The sequence below is a fragment of the Desulfoluna spongiiphila genome (assembly GCF_900101345.1).
Lineage (GTDB): Bacteria > Desulfobacterota > Desulfobacteria > Desulfobacterales > Desulfolunaceae > Desulfoluna > Desulfoluna spongiiphila.
The window spans coordinates 265,765-284,375 of the sequence record NZ_FMUX01000006.1 but is presented as its reverse complement, the minus strand read 5'-3'; the positions used below and the strand labels follow the sequence as shown (position 1 = coordinate 284,375).

Sequence of the window (18,611 nt, the reverse complement as noted above, 5' to 3'; positions counted from 1 at the left end):
GCAGAAACTGAGGCAGAACTAATCAAAAAGTCTCTTCAGGCCCGACAAGACGAAATAGATCGAATCCCCATTGAAGGAAAATTTGGACAAGCAAAGAGACGATACTGTCTTGGCCGTGTCATGACAAAATTAGCAAAGACCAGTGAAACTGCCATCTCACTATGCTTTTTAGTTATGAATCTTGAAAAATGGCTGAAAGCCATTTTGTTGTGCCTGTTTTTCAAAGAGCCAATTCGGTGGTGGCCGTTTAGAGTGTCACGTTTTGCATCTGCAGCTGACTAACCCCATGTCCTGAAATTAATCGCGCAAAATTGTTCAGCAACCCCTACCTATTACTTCTATTACCTGATTTGCCTACCACCTAATTCCCATGGATAAAATCGTCCTCTTCCCCCTGATCATCAGCGCCCTGCTCCTTGCCACCCGCTCGCCCCGGGAAGTGTTCATCCTCTCCTTCCTGCCGGCCCTTACCTTCTTTCCCGCCTACTTCAACGTCAAGGTGGTCAGCGGGGTGCCCGAGCTCTACTTCTGGTCCGCCGCCCTGGTCCCCATCCTCGGAGCCTGGGCCATGAACGGGTTTGACGGGTACGATTACCACTGGATGGACCTGTTTATCTTTGCCTATGTCTTTGCCATCTTCTTTGCCCAGTGGAGCAACAGCACCTACAAGATCTCCCAGAAGATCGTCTTCAACAACCTCATGGGAATCTGCGTTCCCTACATGCTGGTACGAAGCTTTGCCGTGGACCGAACGGCCCTTGTCTCCCTGATCCGGGCCATGACCGTGGTGGGGGCCGTTGTGGCTTTTTTCAACGCCCTTGAATTCCGCATGTTCATCAACCATTTTGACGAGCACTTAAGGCGCCTCTGGCCCACCTACGTGGTCTGGGATACCGGCATGGTCATGAGCCGCTGGGGCTTCAAAAGGGCCCTTGGCCCCTTTTCCCATCCCATCGTGGCCGGCTATGTCTTTGCCCTCATCGCCCCCCTGGCCATCTGGTGCCAGAACCAGGGCCACTACCCCACCCGGCGCAAGGGGCAGATCATCGTGGGCCTCAACATTTTAGGGATTTTCGTTTCCATCTCACGGGCCCCCATCATCGGCTTTCTCCTTGGCCTTGCCGTCATCTACTACGGCTGGAACAAAAACCGAGCCACCATCTTGACGGTGGTCTCCGTTGCCGGGGTGCTCATGCTCATGGTCATCGTGCCGAAGTTCATCGATTACATCTCCGTCACCCGCGCCACGGCCACCACCGAAGCCCAGCGAAACGTCGCCTACCGGAAAGAGATGTGGGAGGCTTACAGCGAGGTGGTCATGGAGCGCCCCTACGCAGGCTGGGGCCGCTTCAACGTCCCGTCGGTCAAAGGGATGAAGTCCATTGACGCCGAGTACCTGGGCGTGGCCCTGGCCTCGGGGGTCATCGCCCTCTCCTTCTACCTGGTCTTTCTCTTCGGCATGCTCATCCGCATGATCATCTACGCCCAGAAAACGGCCTGGGACGACCCCTGGGGTCGCCTGGCCTGGTGCCTCATCGCCGGATGGGTCTGCGCCATCTTCTCCCAGGCCACCGTCTACTCCGGGGCCCAGAGCGTCCAGTACCTCTACATGCTGGCCGGTATCGGCCAGATCCTCATCCTCACCCGGCCCCAGACAGCCGACACGGAAAGCGCCATGCATGCCGTGCCCCCGGCACCCCGTTTCGGCTTTGCCCGGGTTCTCTAAAAAAACAGCCTTCTATGGTTAAAGTCCGATGAACCGCAGGGTCAAAAGGGCTCAGAAAAAAACAAAAGCGATGCCTCCGGCGGCGAGGTGTGCCACCCCGAAATCACATTCGCCATTGATACAGATAAAACCGAATCTGTTTTTAAAACCTGTTTATTAAACCCGTCGTTTTAAGATCAGGCAAAAGTTTAGCCTCCGGCGGGTCGCTTTTTTGAAAAAAAGCTCCGCAAAAAACGTTTCTAATGCGAAAAAGTGGAAATTATTTCGGCGGAGCCTGGAAAGGATTGCTTAAGACCTGTTTGTCAAACTTTTTAAAAGTTTGGCCCCCGGCAGGGTCGCCGGAGGCTTGTTTGAGCTGAATAGTTACCAAAAAACATACGGTTCCGGTACTCTCCACACCCCCGCAGGTCTTGATCTGAAAGGCACTTTTATGAGTCAGAGCCCCCGTCGACCCATCCATCCCCCCATCCTCATTCCCCTTCTTCTCTATCTCCTGCTGATCTCCGCCTGCGCCACCAAACCCCTTGAAGTGGCCGACGACACAACCTTTTCCCGCAACAGCTTCCGCACGGAGATCCCCTTTGCCGACCCCGAGGTGATCCGGCTCCACGAGGCCAACCTCACCCACGAGTACATCATCGGCTCCGGGGACCTTCTCACCGTGGACATCTGGAACCGCCCCAAACTGTCCGGCGAACACGTGGTGGGGCCTTACGGGAACATCACCCTCCCCATGCTGGGGGAGTTCAAAATCGGGGGAATGAACAGGAAAAAAGCCTCGAAGATCATCACGGGCCTCTACCGGGAGTACTATGAAGAGCCCATCGCCACGGTTAAGATCATCAAATACATGAACAACCGGGTCTATGTCCTCGGAAGGGTTGCAAATCCCGGTGTCATTCACTTCAGCGGCCAGGCCACCCTCTTGGAAGCCCTGGCCATGGCCGGGGGCCTTCCCACCCGGGACAAAACCATCTTTCTCTCCAAATGCTACATCGTCCGGGGCAAGAACCAGATCATCTGGATCGATCTGTTGAAGCTCCTCCAGCGGGCCAACCTCAAGCTGAACATCAGCCTGGCAAACAACGACATCATCTATATCCCCGAATCCATGGACGCCGCCGTCTTTGTCATGGGAGAAGTTGAAAACCCGGGCTCCTACCAGATCCAGACCACGGGCCTCTCCATTCTGGACGCCATCAACCTGGCGGGCGGGCCCACCGAGGACGCCCAGACCAACAAGATCCGTCTCATCCGAGAGATGGAAGAACAAGAGGGGGTGAAAACCATCGACATGGAGTTGATGCTTGCCACGGGCAATCTCTCCGACAATTTTCTGCTCCTGGACAACGACATCATCTATATCCCCAAAAAAGGAATCGCCACCTTCAACTATTACCTGCGCCAGATCGATCCGTTCCTGCGCACCTTCATAAGCGGCACCATCATCCACGATACCCTGACAGACTGATCACCGCATCCCATGCCCCGGACACACCGAGACCGCCCCTGCCATGGACATCCCGGAAAACAAACCTGTCCCCACCTTTCCCGCCAAACCCATCGACCCCGTGGGGAGCCTCCTCAACCACCTGCCTATGGTGTGCCTTATCGTCCTGTCCATCCTGGCCCTGGGCGTGCCGGCCGTCTGGTTCAAGGTCAAGCCGGTCTATTACAGCGAGGCGGTCCTTAAAATCGAGCCGGTAATCCCCAAGATCCTCTACGGCAAGGAAGAGGCCTCCATCACCCCCTACTACGACGACTACGTGCGGACCCAGATCAACATCGTCAAAAGCTACGCCGTCCTCTCCATGGCCATCGAAGAGGTCGAAAAGACAGGCTCAAACTGGAAATACCCGGACGAAACCATGCAGCAGGCCGTGGATCGACTGGCCATGCGCCTGGCCATCAAGCAGCTCCGGGACACCCAGCTCTTCTCCCTGTCCATGTTCAGCCGGAGGGGAAGGGGGCTTGCCGAGATCCTCAACGCCGTCTCCGCAGCCTACATCGAACACACCCGGCTGGAGCGGTTCAACAAGGACGGCTCCAGGCTGGGGTTTCTCAAAGGACGCCGGGAGGAGCAGGAGAAGGTCCTGGCGGAAAAATACGCGGTGCTGGAGAGCATCTCCGCCAAGTATGCCGTGGGAATCACCGACGAGAAGAACATCTACGTCTACCTCCAGGCCGTGGTGGACCTCACCCAGCAGCTGGTGAAGGCCAAAACACGGCGCATTGAGACCCAGACCCGGCTCCGGGAGCTGAAAAACCAGATGGTGAAGCTCCAGCAGCTCGACATCGAAGCCGATGTGGACGATTGGGTGGAAAAGGACTGGGCCACGCGGGACAACCGTATCCAGCTCTCCCGAAAGCTTCAGGACATGCGCCTGACCCTGTCCGGGGTCAACGAAAACCACCCGGACCGAAAGGAGTACGAAGAGAACCTCACCCGGCTCTACGAGGTCCAGGAGAACCTGCTCAAGCGGGCCGGCGAGGTGGGAGAAAAGGTGATCCGGGGCAAGCTCTTGTCCGACCAGCGGAAAAAAATCCTGGAAGAAGAGATGCTCTTTGCCTCGGCCCTGAGTGCGGAACAGCGACTCATCGAGGAACTCACCGCCGCCGAGCACAAGGCCACGGACGTCAACACCCAGATGATGAAGGCCTCGACCCTCAGGCGGGAGATCGACCGCCTCCAGGACGCCCTGCTCCGCATTGAAGAGCGCATCGACCAGATTGAGGTGGAATCCCGCTCCCCTGGCCGGGCCAGCATCCTCACCCAGGCCAAGAGCCCGGAAACTCCAGACACGGGCAAACGGGTCAAAATGGCGGCCGTGGTTATTATCATGGGTTTCTTTTCCGGCATCGGCTACGCCGTGGCCAAGGACAAACTCGACCCGCGCCTCAAAAGCATTCAGGATATCCAGCGGGTCCTGGGCTTTCCCGCCACCGGCCACATCATGGACGCCAAGCAGGACCAGGGCGCGGCGCAGGACCGCCACAGGATGTGCCTGGACTCCCCCTTTTCAAGGGTCTCAGAGCAATTCAAAGAGATCGCCTTTTCCATCGCCAAGGAGAACACGCAGCACAATTCCCGGGTCTACAACGGGCTCTCCCTAAACGGAAATCAGGGGGTCTCCACCTTTCTCCTCAACACCCTCACCGCCCTTCCCGGCATGGCCAAACGCAAGATCTTTGTGGACCTCAACGTCTGGAACCCCGTGACCCGAGATCTCTTTGCCGAAGACGCACCCGGCCTGTGGGATGTACTGGAAGGCCACTGCGACTTAAACGACGCCATCATCAAAGACAGCGATTTTCCCTTTCACATCCTCCCCTTCGGCAACTGGCCGGGCATCGACAAAAGCATCTTCCAGGAAATCGGCATGGCCCCCATGATCGAAAGCCTCCGATGCGACTACGACTACGTTCTTCTGGACTCCTCTCCTTTGTGGCTCTCCACGGACGCCCGGTTCCTCACCCACTTGTCGGATGTCACCATCCTGGTGGTGGAGGCAGGGGCCGTGGTGGAAAGAGAGCTCGCCCGGGCCGTCCACACCCTCGATCGGCTGGAGGTAAAAGCCATCTCCGTGGTGCTGAACCGCGTCTCCTTCCAACGGGGCCGATACTACCGGGAGGCCATGGACAACTACTACAGCCAGGTGCAAAGCGCATTTCAAGGGGCGGGGCAAGGGACATAAAAAGAAATGCCTCCGGCGGCCCTGCCGGGGCTAAACTTTTAAAAAATTTAACAAACAGGTTTTAAAAATTCTTTTTAAATGCATCCGCAACCTGCTTTCAAGGTGGCACACCTTGCCGCCGGAGTTATTCCGGTTAAATACAAGCGAATCCCAAAAGCCCTTCATAGTGTTTCCAGAAGAATGAAACGGGCCTTTCCAGCAAACGGTTGCCACATCTCACACATCACGCGAATGCCTCGAGAACAATTGCATAATGGCTGCCTCCAGGCATTCGCCATAGGGTTTCAAGGTGCCCCCACCTTGCCGCCGGAGGCTATTTTGATCTGAACAATGACGAAACCCATGAACCTCATCGAAAAAATCCGCCTCAAATTTTTCATCCCGAGCGGCTTTCCCTACGCCCGTTACCTGAAAGACAAAGGGTTTCTCAGGCGCCAGGGCACGGGCTGCTTCATCGCCAAAAATGCCGGGATGCCCGACGGCTACCTCACCGCCATCGGGGACAATGTCTGGATCACCGACGGCTGCCAGCTCCTCTGCCATGACGCCTCGGTGATCATGCTCAACATCCGGGACGCCTCCCATTTAGACCGGGTGGCCCCCATCACCATCGGGGACCACGTCTTCCTCGGCAACCGCACCACCATCCTGCCGGGCATCACCGTGGGCAGCCACGTCATCGTCGGGGCAGGCTCCGTGGTTACCCGGGACATCCCCGACGGGGAAGTCTGGGCGGGAAACCCCGCCCGCCACATCTGCACCACCCAAAGCTACCGGGACCGGCTTGACGAGGCCACCGGGGATCTTCCCTGGTACCCTCTCCTTGAAGGCGCAGGCCGTCATGTCTTTGACCCGCACCTGGAGACCAAGCTCCGCAAGGCACGCATCGCCCATTTCTTCTCCGAGGAAGAGACGAGCCCATGACGCACCACACGACCCAACACGATGCCGAGCAGGCCCCCGGCAGACTCCGCATTGCCGTGGCAAGCCCCGGAGACCCCTACGACCGTCGCACCTGGTCCGGCTCCACTTACTTCATCGTCAAGGCCCTGGAACCCTTTGTCCGCTCCCTCACCTGGATCGGCCCCCTGACCATTCCGCACCAGGACTTAAAAAAACGCCTGGCCGCCGTGCGCCATCGCATCACCGGCCTTCGCACCTACCCGGAGCGAACCTTAAAGGCGTCCCAACACTTTGCCCGATGCATCGACAAGCGCCTGGATCAGGAAGCCTTCGACCTGCTCCTCGCCCCAGCGGCAAGCGTGGAGACGGCCCACATCGAAACCCGGATTCCCCTGGTGTACATCTCCGATGCCACCTTTGCCCTCATGCAGGAGGTCTACCCCATCTTTTCCTCCATGGGAGACGCCGCCGCCACAGAGCACCGGTTCGAACAGGCCGTCATCAACCGGGCCGACCTGCTGGTCTACCCGTCCCACTGGGCCGCACGCTCCGCCGTCACTACCTACGGGGCGGATCCGGACAAGGTCCGGGTGGCGCCCTTCGGCGCAAACCTGGACACCCCGCCGTCCCGGGAGGCCAGCCTCGGCAGGCGCGTCAAGGGCCGCCTTGAGCTGCTCTTCCTGGCCAAGGAGTGGGAACGAAAAGGAGGCGACATCGCCTTTCATACCCTTAAAAGCCTCATCGACAACGGCGTGGACGCCCGCCTCACGGTGTGCGGGACCGTTCCCCCCGCCTCCTTCCGCCACGAGCAGATGACCGTGATCCCCTACCTCAACAAAAACATCCCGGAAGAACGAGCCCGCTTCCAGGAAGTGCTGAATCGCTCCCACCTTCTCTTGCTGCCCACCCGGGCCGAGTGCTACGGGGTCGTCTTCTGCGAAGCCGCCGCCTACGGGCTGCCGGTCTTTGCCACGGATGTGGGGGGCGTGGGCACCATCGTCGAAAACGGGGTCAACGGCCACCTCCTCCCGCCCGACGCCGACGGGGCCGACTTCGCCTGCCTGATCCGGGACACCGCCCTGGACCCCACCACCTACATGCGCCTCAACACCGAAAGCAGGCGGCGCTATGAAGAGCACCTTAACTGGGACGCCTGGGGGCGCACCATGGTCCATGAGATCTCACGGGTCCTCAGGGTAAAACAGAGATAAGCGATGCCCTCTATGGTTAAGGTGGGTGGAAAAAGCTTGCCTCCGGCGGCGAGGTGAGCCACCTCGAAAGCAGGGTGCGAATGTGCTTTCCCCTTCGTTCCTCAGGGAAAATCACATTCGCCTATGGTTCAGATTAAACTGAATCTGTTTTTTTAAACCTGTTTATTAAACCCGTCGTTTTAAGATCAGGCAAAAGTTTAGCCCCCGGCAGGGCCGCCGGAGGCATAAGCTGAACAGTTACATTTATTTTAACGTATTCAGAGGGCCCCGCATCATTTTTTTGATACATGAAATAGGTGTCTCCTGCAGAGACGGTTGCCGAATGTCACACGTCGTGCGAATGCCACGAAGACGCCTGAACACCGACAGCTCCCATGCATTCGCCACCGGGTTTCAAGGTGCCCCCACCTTGCCGCCGGAGGCTTTTATTCTATGAACCCTCAATCCCCAAATAACGACAAAGAAAACATCGCAAAAACGGTCTCCCGGAACTCCCTTTTCACCATCGTCTACAACGTCTGGTATCTGGGGAGCCGCCTTGTGCTGACCCCACTCATCCTCTCGTACATCACCATCGAGGAGTACGGGCTCTGGGCGTACTGCTTTGTGGTGCTCTCCTACCTTGCTTTGACGGCCTTCGGGTTCAACAACACCTACATCCGGTATGCCGCCGATTACAGGTCCCGGGGGGAAAACGACAAGGTCAACCAGCTCCTCTCCACGGGTATTATCTCCATGGTGGGGATAGGGCTCCTGCTGTTTTTGCTCTTTCTTCCGGCGCTGCCCGTGCTGATCCCTGTCCTCGGCATCGATCCCGAGCTGAACAGGACGGCCCATCGCCTTTTTGTAGGCACCGCCGCCATCTTTGTCCTGAATTTCAGCCTGGCCGGGTACCAGTGCGTGCTGGAGGGCGAGCAGCAGATTGCATTGGTCCGGAAAATCCACCTCTTCGCCTCGGTGGTGGAGCTGGTGCTCCTGCTTCTTTTCTTCCGCATGGGCATGGGGGTGTTTTCCCTGCTCTGGGCCTACGCCATCCGCTTCGGGCTGATCATTCTGCTCACCATCTTCTTCGCCCACAGGGTGTTTCCCTTTCTCTCCCTGCGCTTTCGGCACCTGCGCGTGGAGGCTTTGAAAAAATTCGGAAACTTCGGCGGTAAAATGAGCGTTCTGGGGCTCCTCTCCCTTCTCATCAATTCGGTGGACCGCATCTTCATCACGCGGATCCTTCATCTGGAATCAGCGGGCCTCTACGAGATCGGGCGCAAGCTCCCCAACATCGGCATGATGCTCCCGTCGGCCGTGGCAGGCACCCTGATGCCCGCGGCCTCCCACCTGGAGGGCAGCGGGCTGCACCGGAAGCTCCGGGGCATGTACCTGCGCTCCACCCGTTACATCATGCTCCTGTCAGGGCTCCCTTATGCCTTTCTCATCTTTTTTGCCCCCCAGATCATCGAGGTGTGGGTGGGGCCGGGATACGACGCACCGGCCCGGGTCATGCAGATCCTGGCCCTGGGGACCCTCATCAACCTCTTCACCGGCTCCGGCACGGCCTGCGTGCGGGGCATGGGGCTCCCCGGCTATGAGATCCGGTACATGGTGATCTCTGCCGCGATGCTCCTGACCCTTACCCCGGTTTTCATTTACGCCGCAGGCCTTGAAGGCGCCGCCTGGGCCTACACCCTGGCACAGGCAACAGGGTCCCTCTACTTCCTGCACAGGGCCAACGGGCTCTTTGCCGTGCCCTGGAAAACCTTTATCGGCCAGACCGTGCCCCCGGTCCTGCTCATCTTTGCGGCAGGGCTGCCGGGCCTGTTTCTCTGCCGAAGCCTCTGGGCGGACGTTGCCACCTCCCGGTGGCCCGGGCTCTTTTTCCTGGCCCTCTTTGGATGCGCCCACCTGATCCTGGCCCTGCTCCTGCTGCTCATGGCGCGCAACCGCCTGTTCACCCCGGAAGAGAAGCACCGACTATCGGAAATCACCCCCCCGAAACCCATGATCCCCCTGTGGAGCAAATTGTGGAACCCCCAGTAAAAGAGACCCTGCGTAACCTCTTTCTCGGCGTTCTCAGTCGCCTGATCCGCCTGATGGCACCGGTGGGCCGTCTCCTCCCTCGCCACATCTACACCGCGCGGTTCATGGCCCGAATTCCCAGCGCCGATGCCACCACCCAGTGCGACGGCCCCGTTCGCATCATCGGCTCCGGGTGCATCACCCTGGGCAAGCGGTGCCGCATCGGAAGAGAATGCGAGTTCACCACCGAGGAGCAGGGGGAGATCATCCTGGAAGACAACATCCGCATCAACCGGGGCACCACCCTCACCAGCTATGCCCAGGTCCGCATCGGCACCTTTGCCATCATCGGTGAGTTCACCTCCATCCGGGACGCCAACCACGGCACGGAGATGGGCACCCCCATGCGCCTCCAGCCCCACACCGCAGCGCCCATCATCATCGGCAGGGACGTCTGGATCGGCCGGGGCTGCTGCATCCTGCCCGGGGTCACCATCGGCGACGGCGCCATCATCGGCGCCAACAGCGTGGTCACCAAGGACATCCCCTCCCACACCCTGGCAGCCGGGGCACCGGCCACCGTGCTCCGGGAAAGACAAAAAAGGCACCCATGAAAGACAAAATCGCATACCTGGCCCCTGAGATCCCGGCCCTTTCGGCCACCTTTGTCACCGGAGAGCTCCTGGAAATGGAGACCCAGGGATTTTCCGTGTTGCCTATCTCCGTCCATCGCCCCACGGCCCCGGCCACCGGACGGGAAGCGGAGCGACTGAGCCGCGTCACCTGCTACCTCTACGAGCAGTCGTGGGTGTCCCTTATCTGGTCCCATCTCAAGCGCATCGCGACCCGGCCCGTGAGGTACATCCGCTCGCTGAACCTGCTGGTCCGGGACCTGATCCGTGTGGGGCCCTTTTCCCGCACCGCTGCGGGGCTCTGCTACCGGTGGGCACGGGCCTCCCACCTGGCCGACATCCTTGATGCCAACCGGTGCGAGCACCTGCACACCCACTTTGCCCACATCCCCACGGACCTGGCCATGTATGCCTCGGCCATGGGCGGGGTGCCCTTCAGCTTCACGGCCCACGCCAACGACCTCTTCGAACGGGGCTGGCTCTTGAAAGAGAAGGTCCGGCGGGCCGCCTTTGCCGCCACCATCTCCGAATTCAACCTTCGCTACCTCATCTCACGCGGGGCACCGGAGGCCTCCATCCACGTGATGCGCTGCGGGGTAAACCCCACCCTCTTTGAAGCCCGGCCCCCCAAGGAACTGGCCACGCCTCCCCTTCTTGGCAGCATCGGACGCATGGTGGAGAAAAAGGGCTTTCACCAGCTCATCAAGGCATGCGCCATCCTCAAACGCCAGGGCATCGCCTTCCACCTGGAGATGGCCGGGCACGGCCCCATGAAAGAGGCCCTGCAGCAACGGGTCCTGGACCTGGGCCTTTCCGCCGAGGTCACCTTCAAGGGGCCCTTGGCCCATGCCGAGGTCCCGGGCTGGCTGGCGGGTCTTGACGCCTTTGTGCTTCCCTGCAGGCGGGACGATCAGGGCGACATGGACGGCATCCCCGTGGTGCTCATGGAGGCCATGGCCTCCGGGGTCCCGGTGGTCTCCACCGCCATCTCGGGAATCCCGGAGCTCATCGACGAAGGGACCACGGGCCTCCTCTGCGAGCCGGACAACGAAGACGACCTGGCCGAATCCCTGAAGCTTCTCCTGGCCCACCCCGATCTGCGCAGGAGCCTTTCTCAAAACGGTCGGGGTAAGGTGGAAGCGGAGTTCCACCAGGGCGCCAATACCGCCGCCCTGGCCCGCCTGATCCGCAGAGCCTCCTTCCCCCGCCCCTTTCCCCCCCAGCAAAAGAGGCCCATCGGCAACCCGCCCCGTTACATCGTGGTCTCCCCGGTCCGCGACGAGGAGGCCTACCTGCCCGCCACCATCGAAAGCATTGCGGCCCAGACCATTGCCCCCACGGAGTATATCCTGGTGGACGACGGGTCCACGGACAACACCCCTGAGATCATCCGGGAAGCGGCCAAAGAGTATCCCTTTATCCGGTATGTAAAACGCTCCAACCGCGGGGAGCGGCAGGTGGGTCCCGGCGTGGTGGAAGCCTTCTACGACGGATACGCGGCCATCGCCTCCACGGCCTACGATTTCATCTGCAAGATGGACGGCGACCTCACCGTCGGTTCCACCTACTTTGAAACCCTGTTCAACAAATTCCACAAGGACCCCTACCTGGGGGCGGCCAGCGGCAAGCTCTTCCTTGAACTGGAAGACGGACGGCTGGTGGAAGAGCGCATCACCGACGAAAGCGTCCTGGGCGGGGTCCTTTGCCTCAGCCGGAGCTGCTTTGAGGCCATCGGAGGGTTTACACGCCAGGTGATGTGGGACGGCATCACCTTCCACCGATGCCGCATGGAGGGCTATCGCACCCGCAGTTTCAACACCCCGGCCCTGCAGATCACCGACCACCGGATCATGGGATCATCCCACAAAAGCATCTACCATGGCCGTCTCCGCTGGGGCTGGGGGCAGTACTTCATGGGCACCCACCCCCTCTACATCCTCGTTGCCGGGCTTTACCGGGTCATTGAACGCCCCTTTGTGGTGGGCGGACTCCTCATCATCGCCGGGTATTTTCAAGGGTGGGTCACCCGGACCCGACAGTACAGCCACCCCGGCTTCAAGGCCTCCCTACGGGCCTGGCAGCTGGAACGGTTAAAGATGGGCAAGCGCCTGGAGGTGCTGCCGGAGCCCACCGGCCCGGTGCCCCAGGACGGCATCGACCAACGGGAGACCGCCGATGCGAACCCTCCCTCCTGAAACCGACGGGGAATCCCGCCCAACCGACGGGGAATCCCGCCCACTGGAGGAACCCGCCAGACGGGAGTTGATATTCCGAATGATCCTGCCCTTGCGGCTCTTTGGCGAGGTCTACTTTCTGGGGTTTCTCATGGGCCGCGACCTGGCCCACGGAGCGCCCCCGGAAAAGGGACGCATAAAGGGCCACATCACAGCCGCCGCCATCTTTCTCGTGCTTTTGTGCGTGGTGCTGTCGGGAAGTTTTTTTCTGCTCTATCTCATAAAATCCCTCATGGGTTTTGATCTCTTCACCCATGCCCATCTCATGGAATGACCCATGGCAAAAGAAACCGATCTGTCCATCATCGTCGTCTCCTTCAACACCTGTGAGCTTACCCGCCGGTGCCTGGCCTGTGTGCGGGACCATGGCGGAGAGGTCCGGCGGGAAGTCATCGTGGTGGATAACGCCTCCTCCGACGGTTCCGCCGACATGATCGAGGCCGAATTCCCGGAGGTCACCCTCATCCGGCTCCCCGTCAATGTGGGGTTTGCAGGCGGCAACAATCCCGGTATGAAGCGCGCCGTGGGCCGCTATATCCTGCTGCTCAACTCCGATGCCTTCATCGAAGACGGCGTCCTTGAAAAGACCCTGGCCTACATGGACGCCAATCCCCGGACGGGGATCCTCGGGTGCCGCCTCACCAACCCGGACGGTTCCCTGCAGCCTTCGGCCCGGAGCCTTCCGGGCCCCATCAACAAATGTATCCACATCTCAGGACTTGCCGCGCGGTTTCCCGCCTCCCGCATCTTCGGCAAGGTGGACTACACCTGGTGGGACCACAGCACCCCCCGCAAGGTGGGCTGGGTGGTGGGTGCCTTCTTTCTTATCCGCAGGCGAACCATGGAGACCATCGGCCTGCTGGACGACGGCTACTTTCTCTACTTTGAAGAGATCGACTACTGCCTGGCCGCCCAGAGGGCTTACTGGGACGTCGTCTTCTACCCCAACGCTTCGGTGGTGCACATCGGGGGACAAAGCACCCTGAAGACCCCGGGGCGCATCTCCACCCACGGACGGCAAAGCCTTTCCATCCGCATCGCCAGCGAATACAGGTATTACAAAAAATGCTACGGACTGCCCCGCCTGCTGGCCGCCATGGCCGTGGAGTACCTCTGGAACGCCCTCGTCCGCGTGAAACACACCCTTGCCCCCAAAAAGGAATCGCCGCAGAAAAAAGCCGACGCCGCGGCGATCATGGAGCTGATCCTCAACCAGCTGACAAACCCTCCCAAGCCGTGAACACGGCACCGCAACAAAAAAAACGGGTTCTCTGTGAGTTACCCGACCCAAACCAAAAAAAGTATGTCTAAGGAAAACACCATGAACCACACAACACGTTACGCCCTCCTGGGCCTCCTCTTCCTGGCCCTTTCCACCCCGGTCCAGGCCAAAGAGTCCCCCATCCAGTCCTTTGCCCGGCCCTTTGGCCTCGATATCGCAGCGCCCGTCATGAAGGCGGGCTCCGATGACCGCTCATCCCTCTTCCAGAGCGATGTCCTGCCTTCCATGAACTCCTGGATCAACACCAATCTGGGGGAAAACGTCTCCATCAACGACACCACCAGCATCGCCCTGGACCCCTCCAACCTGGCCATCTCCACCGCATCGGAGGCCCGGGTCTACTTCGTGGGCGAAGGAGCGGGGTACAAGAACACCCTGGGCTTCAACACCGAGGCCGGCGGGACGGGATCAGGGGACCCCAAGCTCATCTTCCCCGATGCCACCAGCCGGGTCTCCTCCTACGACCCTGGCCCGGGTAAATCCCAATCCCGAAGCCGCTGGTACCCTCTGTATCCCGGAGATTTCGTTGACATCGGAAACCTTGAGGCCAACTCCCAGCTCGATTTCTTCCTCATCGCCAACGGGGCCAGGGGCGGCACCATGACCTACTCCACCGATACCTCCATCAATCCCGATGGTATCGACCACGTGGTGGCCTATGCCATGCCCTCCAGCCCCTACCTCCTCGTGGGCTTTGAAGATCTCTACGGCGGCGGAGACCGGGACTTCAACGACCTCCTCTTTGCCGTGGATATCGGGGCAGCCAACGTGGCAGCCCTCACCTCCGTCCCCGAGCCCGCCACCCTCCTGACCCTGGTCTCCTTTCTGATCATCGGCTTTACCGTTCACCGGCAGAGGCGAACCGCCTAAAGCCCGACCGGCAGATCTCATGCCGTGCTCCGATGCGTGCCGCCTTATCCCGAAACCTTACCCGGAAAAAGGCATAAGGCGGCACGCATCCCATCAACCGCTTGGACTGTACCGTAAAGCCCTCACACGGAGGTGTCATGAAAAAAGGAAAAACATGGATCTCTGTTATTGGAGTCGTCCTCCTTCTGGTCATCCTGGTGGGTTTAGGAAGCGCCATGTGGCGCAGCCATGCCCGAGAAAAACGGGCCACGGACACCCTGGCCCGCGCCGAAGCACTCCTGTCTGAAAACAAGCCCATAGAAGCCCTTGCCCTCTTGCGCCGAGCCTTGCCCCAGGACTCTGATGCATTCACAGAAAAGAAGGCGGCCCTTGAAATCCAAGCCCACCTTCACATGCGCAACGTGCCGAGGCTCCTCCATCTGTACGACCGGCATCCCCACCTCTTCCTTCCCCACGAGGAGGCGGCCCTGTTTGCCTGCCGGGCCCTGCTCCAGACAGGCAACAAGGAACCTTTCCACATCCTGCGCAACAGCTGGAAGGGACGGGAAACCGATTCAGGGGCCTGGCTGGCACTGGATGTGGACGCCCTTCTCGTGGAGGGCAAACGGGACGCAGCCCTTGCCATGCTCAGCGAAAAACGCCCCGATGACGAGGCTGAAACCGTCCGCCTCATTCGCCTGGCCCTTCTCAACGCACCGGACCACCTTGAGGAGGCCTGGAGTTACCTGGAGGAGGCCTCTCTGCTGGCGCCCACCAACAGCGACATCCGTCTCTTTCGCGGGCAGATTCTGGAACAGCTCGGAAAACCGGCAGCAGCCCGGGTGGAGTACGTGGCCGCCCACCTCGCCGAACCGGACAACCCCCGGGTCAGAGACCAGCTGGCCGAGTTCTACAGGCGCCAGGGCAACCCCAACCTGGCCCTTGCCACCTGGGAAGCCGGATTGAGCCCAACGGCTCCGGGATACCTCTGGCTCAAGGCCATGTTCTGGAGCCGCATGGTCAAGCCCCTGGAGCGGGACTGGACCAAGGCGACCTACCCCGAGGAGCGACTCACGCCCCTGCTTGTCTGGCTCGGCCATCTGCCGGACACCAGCCTCTGGGACGAAGAGACCTTTTACCAGGTCCCAGATCGCACCCTGTTTCTCTCCACCCGACAGGAGCTTTTCTGGATACGGGTGGTGGATCACCTTGCCCGTAACCAGGAGACCCAGGCCCTTCTCCTTCTGGAGAGGAACCCCTTTAAAGCCCGTTCCTGGAACCCGGAAATGGAAGAGGCCCTTGTGGCGACCCTGCGATTCCGAAAATGGGGCGCCTTTCCACGGGAGCCCAAAGGGGACCTTACGGCAGGCAACTCCCACCCCCTCTTCAGGCAACTTATCCGGGAAGACGCCGAGCCCTCACCGGAACTTACAGCACTGCTGCAAAGCCCCGAGGCGTTCTCCGCCCTCTTCCTGGCCGGGGGATGGCTGGAGGCGGCCCTTCACCTGCACCGCATGCCCGAGATCCCTTCAGGGTTCCCGGACTGGGTTTCCTACGGCCTCACCCAGGCCATCCGCTACAACCGGAGCACGGAAGAGGCCCTCGCCTTTGCCCAGCGGCAGCCCCAGAGCCCGGCCCTCACCGTGTTGACAGGGGAACTGCTCTTGTCCGAAAACCGAATTGACCAAGGCATGGCGCGCCTGGCCGACGTTGCAAAGGCCCCCACGGAGGCAGGGTTCCGTGCAGCCTGGCTCACAACCATGGTCCACCTGGACCAGGGACAACCCGACAAGGCCAGGCAAGCCCTTGAGAACCATCCCGGCCTGCTCAAAAGCCTCACCGGCCGAGAGCTCATGGCCCGCATCGCCATTGCCGAAAACAAACCCGAAGAAGCCACCCGGCTCTACACCGAGGTACTGACGGAATCCACCGAGGCCAAGGTGTGGCTTGCCAGGCAGGCCTATGTGGCCAAACGCTGGGAGGAAGCGCGCAGGCTCACCACCGAGCTCAACGCGCAGTTTCCCGACAGCCTTCAATTCCGGGCCAACCTGGCGGCCATCGCCGATGCCGAAGCAAAGGCGACCCAAGAGGTTGCGCCATGAACCGAACCCGACGCCTGCCGGTCATGCCGCTGCTCCTGACCCTCTGCTTTGTCCTGATCTGGCTTCAGGACACGGGCTGGTCCCAATCCCTTTCCGACACCCTGCCCGTCCTTGCAGCCCTGCCCCTGTTTTACTGGCTGGGCAGGCCCTGGAATCTTGCAGCAGAGCCATCGCCTCCTTCCGCCCCCTTTCTGGTTACAGGCATCGCTCTCTTTGCCCTGGGCGTGATCACCGGCATCGCTCTTTTCCCCGCCCTGGGCTGGACAGCCTTTCTCTGGAGCTGGCTCTCCCCCCGCCTTGCCACGGAGGCCAGGGCCAGGGTGAGTAAGCTACTGCCCCTTCCCGTCATGGCCTTTCCGTGGCTTCTGCTGGACGGACGCCCCGTGGGGTGGTGGTTCCGCCTCACCGGTGCCGAAGCCACCGAAGGGGTCTTCACCCTCCTACGGCTGGATGTCCTCCGCCAGGGGACCCGGCTCCTCGTGGAAAACCTTCCTGTGGACGTGGCCCCGGCCTGCTCAGGCCTCAACACCCTGCAGGCCATGCTCATCGCCGGCATCGCCCTGGCCTTCCTCGAGTTGGGTGAAACGCGCCTGTACTGGGTATGCCTTCCCCTCCTCGCGGCCGCCGCCTGGATGGCCAACACCCTGCGCATCATCGCCATCACCAGCACCGCCCTGGTGTTCGACCCGGAAACTGCCATGGGCATCTTCCATACCCTGGGGGGATGGATGGTCCTTGTGGTGATGTTTCTCCTCTGCCTGGGGGCTTTTCGCCTCATGGCACCCCATGCCCCAACAGATACAGGGCCAGGCACCCAATGAACACACCCCCTGGTATCGCCGATCCCAACACGAACCGGGGTCTTCTGGCCCTGTTTGCACGGCTTCGCCTGGCAGAGGCCATGGTCTTTGCCTACTGCCTCTGGCACGCAAGGGACCTTCTCTCCGCCTGGCAGCGAAGTCCCCATGACCGTCTGGGCTGGCTTGCCCTGTTCATCTGGCTGGTCCCCGTCCTCTACCGGGGCCGTCACCTCCACCGAGGCCTGCCCGCCTGGTCGCCTCTCCTCCTTGGCCTGGGGCTGCTCCTCTCCTTCATCGGGGAGATGGGCTCCCTGAACCTTCTCAACCACCTGGGGCTGGCCACGGCCCTTGCGGGCCTGGCCCGAATCACACCCCGCCAGCTCCCCTGGGCCGCTGCCGCCATCAGCTGGATGCCCCTGTTCGGGTGGGTGGGCAGCCACTGGTTCCCCACCATGATCCTTCCCGTGCGCCTTGCCCTTGCAACGGCGGGCTGTGGCTTCTTTTTTCTGCACATCCCACCCCCATCGGAGGTCGCCTCGTGTCCAACCTGACCCGGCTTTTCCTTCTCCTGGGCGTTGTTGCCGCCCTTCTCTTCGGCCTGGCCGCCTCAAAACACGCCAGCAGGGAGCATCCCTCCCGCCTTGACACATTGCCCATAAACGGCTCCGGGTATGCGGGACGGGAACTCTCCCTGACCCCTGCAGAGCAGTCGGTCTTTGCAAACGCCCGGGTGGTCAAACGCCTCTACCACTTCGGCAGGTTTCCCTTTGTGCTCATGGCCATCGACGGGTCCAGGTACCGACACGCGGTCCACGATCCAACCTACTGCTTCCGCGGCATGGGCTGGGAGGTGGCACACCGCAACCCCATCCCCATTGAGGGGGGAGAGGCCCTGCTCCTCACCCTCACCAGGGACGGGGAAAAACGACGGGTCCTGTACTGGTTCACCAACGGGGCCTCGCGCCACAGCTCGGTGATCCGCTACTGGCTCCAGACGACCATAAGGCGCCTGACCTTCGGCCACTCCGGACCCGAACCCCTTTTTGTCGTGCTTCAGCCCGCCGGGGACTCAGCGCCCCCGTGGCACCGGGTCATCCACCACTTCGGCCCGATCCATGACCTGTAATAAACCCGTCACCCCACCCATCCCCCGACATGGTACACATC

General features: G+C 60.7%; 16 protein-coding genes. All 16 read left to right on the top strand.

Features of this window, described 5'->3' with window-relative positions:
• Window positions 1–282, top strand: a 282-nt coding sequence (locus tag BLQ12_RS10755) for a transposase (RefSeq protein WP_139163940.1), incomplete at its 5' end; no start/stop codon positions are given.
• A gap of 88 nt (window positions 283–370) precedes the next feature.
• The gene (locus BLQ12_RS10750) at window positions 371–1,726 is read left to right on the top strand and encodes an O-antigen ligase family protein (protein WP_092210648.1); all 1,356 of its coding nucleotides are present in this window, start codon (window positions 371–373) and stop codon (window positions 1,724–1,726) included.
• A 430-nt stretch (window positions 1,727–2,156) separates the two neighbouring features.
• Complete coding sequence (locus tag BLQ12_RS10740) at window positions 2,157–3,197, top strand: SLBB domain-containing protein (protein ID WP_092210646.1); 1,041 nt, start codon at window positions 2,157–2,159, stop codon at window positions 3,195–3,197.
• A gap of 43 nt (window positions 3,198–3,240) precedes the next feature.
• Window positions 3,241–5,421: a GumC family protein gene (locus BLQ12_RS10735; RefSeq protein WP_092210645.1), complete on the top strand. Its 2,181-nt coding sequence runs from the start codon at window positions 3,241–3,243 to the stop codon at window positions 5,419–5,421.
• 342 nt (window positions 5,422–5,763) lie between these two features.
• The gene (locus tag BLQ12_RS10730; protein WP_175469649.1) at window positions 5,764–6,345 is read left to right on the top strand and encodes an acyltransferase; all 582 of its coding nucleotides are present in this window, start codon (window positions 5,764–5,766) and stop codon (window positions 6,343–6,345) included.
• Window positions 6,342–7,535 carry a glycosyltransferase family 4 protein gene (locus BLQ12_RS10725; protein ID WP_092210643.1) on the top strand — a complete coding sequence of 398 codons (1,194 nt, stop codon included), beginning with the start codon at window positions 6,342–6,344 and terminating at the stop codon, window positions 7,533–7,535. The genes BLQ12_RS10730 and BLQ12_RS10725 overlap by 4 nt, the downstream gene beginning before the upstream one ends.
• 432 nt (window positions 7,536–7,967) lie before the next feature.
• On the top strand, window positions 7,968–9,566 hold the full coding sequence (locus BLQ12_RS10720) for a lipopolysaccharide biosynthesis protein (RefSeq protein WP_092210642.1): 1,599 nt from the start codon (window positions 7,968–7,970) through the stop codon (window positions 9,564–9,566).
• Complete coding sequence (locus BLQ12_RS28185) at window positions 9,551–10,159, top strand: acyltransferase (protein WP_302846769.1); 609 nt, start codon at window positions 9,551–9,553, stop codon at window positions 10,157–10,159. Before BLQ12_RS10720 ends, BLQ12_RS28185 begins: the two co-directional genes overlap by 16 nt.
• Complete coding sequence (locus BLQ12_RS10710; RefSeq protein WP_092210641.1) at window positions 10,156–12,372, top strand: glycosyltransferase; 2,217 nt, start codon at window positions 10,156–10,158, stop codon at window positions 12,370–12,372. Before BLQ12_RS28185 ends, BLQ12_RS10710 begins: the two co-directional genes overlap by 4 nt.
• On the top strand, window positions 12,353–12,685 hold the full coding sequence (locus BLQ12_RS10705) for a hypothetical protein (protein ID WP_092210640.1): 333 nt from the start codon (window positions 12,353–12,355) through the stop codon (window positions 12,683–12,685). The genes BLQ12_RS10710 and BLQ12_RS10705 overlap by 20 nt, the downstream gene beginning before the upstream one ends.
• A 3-nt stretch (window positions 12,686–12,688) precedes the next feature.
• Window positions 12,689–13,651 (top strand): glycosyltransferase family 2 protein, encoded by a 963-nt coding sequence (locus BLQ12_RS10700; RefSeq protein ID WP_092210639.1) that lies wholly within the window; start codon window positions 12,689–12,691, stop codon window positions 13,649–13,651.
• An 81-nt stretch (window positions 13,652–13,732) separates the two neighbouring features.
• Window positions 13,733–14,563, top strand: coding sequence for a DUF4114 domain-containing protein (locus tag BLQ12_RS10695; protein ID WP_175469648.1), 831 nt, complete (start codon window positions 13,733–13,735; stop codon window positions 14,561–14,563).
• Window positions 14,564–14,700: 137 nt separating this feature from the next.
• Window positions 14,701–16,644, top strand: coding sequence for a tetratricopeptide repeat protein (locus BLQ12_RS10690; protein WP_092210637.1), 1,944 nt, complete (start codon window positions 14,701–14,703; stop codon window positions 16,642–16,644).
• Window positions 16,641–17,465 carry an exosortase/archaeosortase family protein gene (locus BLQ12_RS10685; protein ID WP_092210636.1) on the top strand — a complete coding sequence of 275 codons (825 nt, stop codon included), beginning with the start codon at window positions 16,641–16,643 and terminating at the stop codon, window positions 17,463–17,465. The genes BLQ12_RS10690 and BLQ12_RS10685 overlap by 4 nt, the downstream gene beginning before the upstream one ends.
• A complete protein-coding gene (locus tag BLQ12_RS27400; protein ID WP_175469647.1) occupies window positions 17,462–17,995 on the top strand; it encodes a hypothetical protein in 534 nt (177 codons plus the stop codon). The genes BLQ12_RS10685 and BLQ12_RS27400 overlap by 4 nt, the downstream gene beginning before the upstream one ends.
• Complete coding sequence (locus BLQ12_RS27395) at window positions 17,983–18,570, top strand: exosortase-associated EpsI family protein (protein WP_175469646.1); 588 nt, start codon at window positions 17,983–17,985, stop codon at window positions 18,568–18,570. The genes BLQ12_RS27400 and BLQ12_RS27395 overlap by 13 nt, the downstream gene beginning before the upstream one ends.
• Window positions 18,571–18,611: the final 41 nt, after the last annotated feature.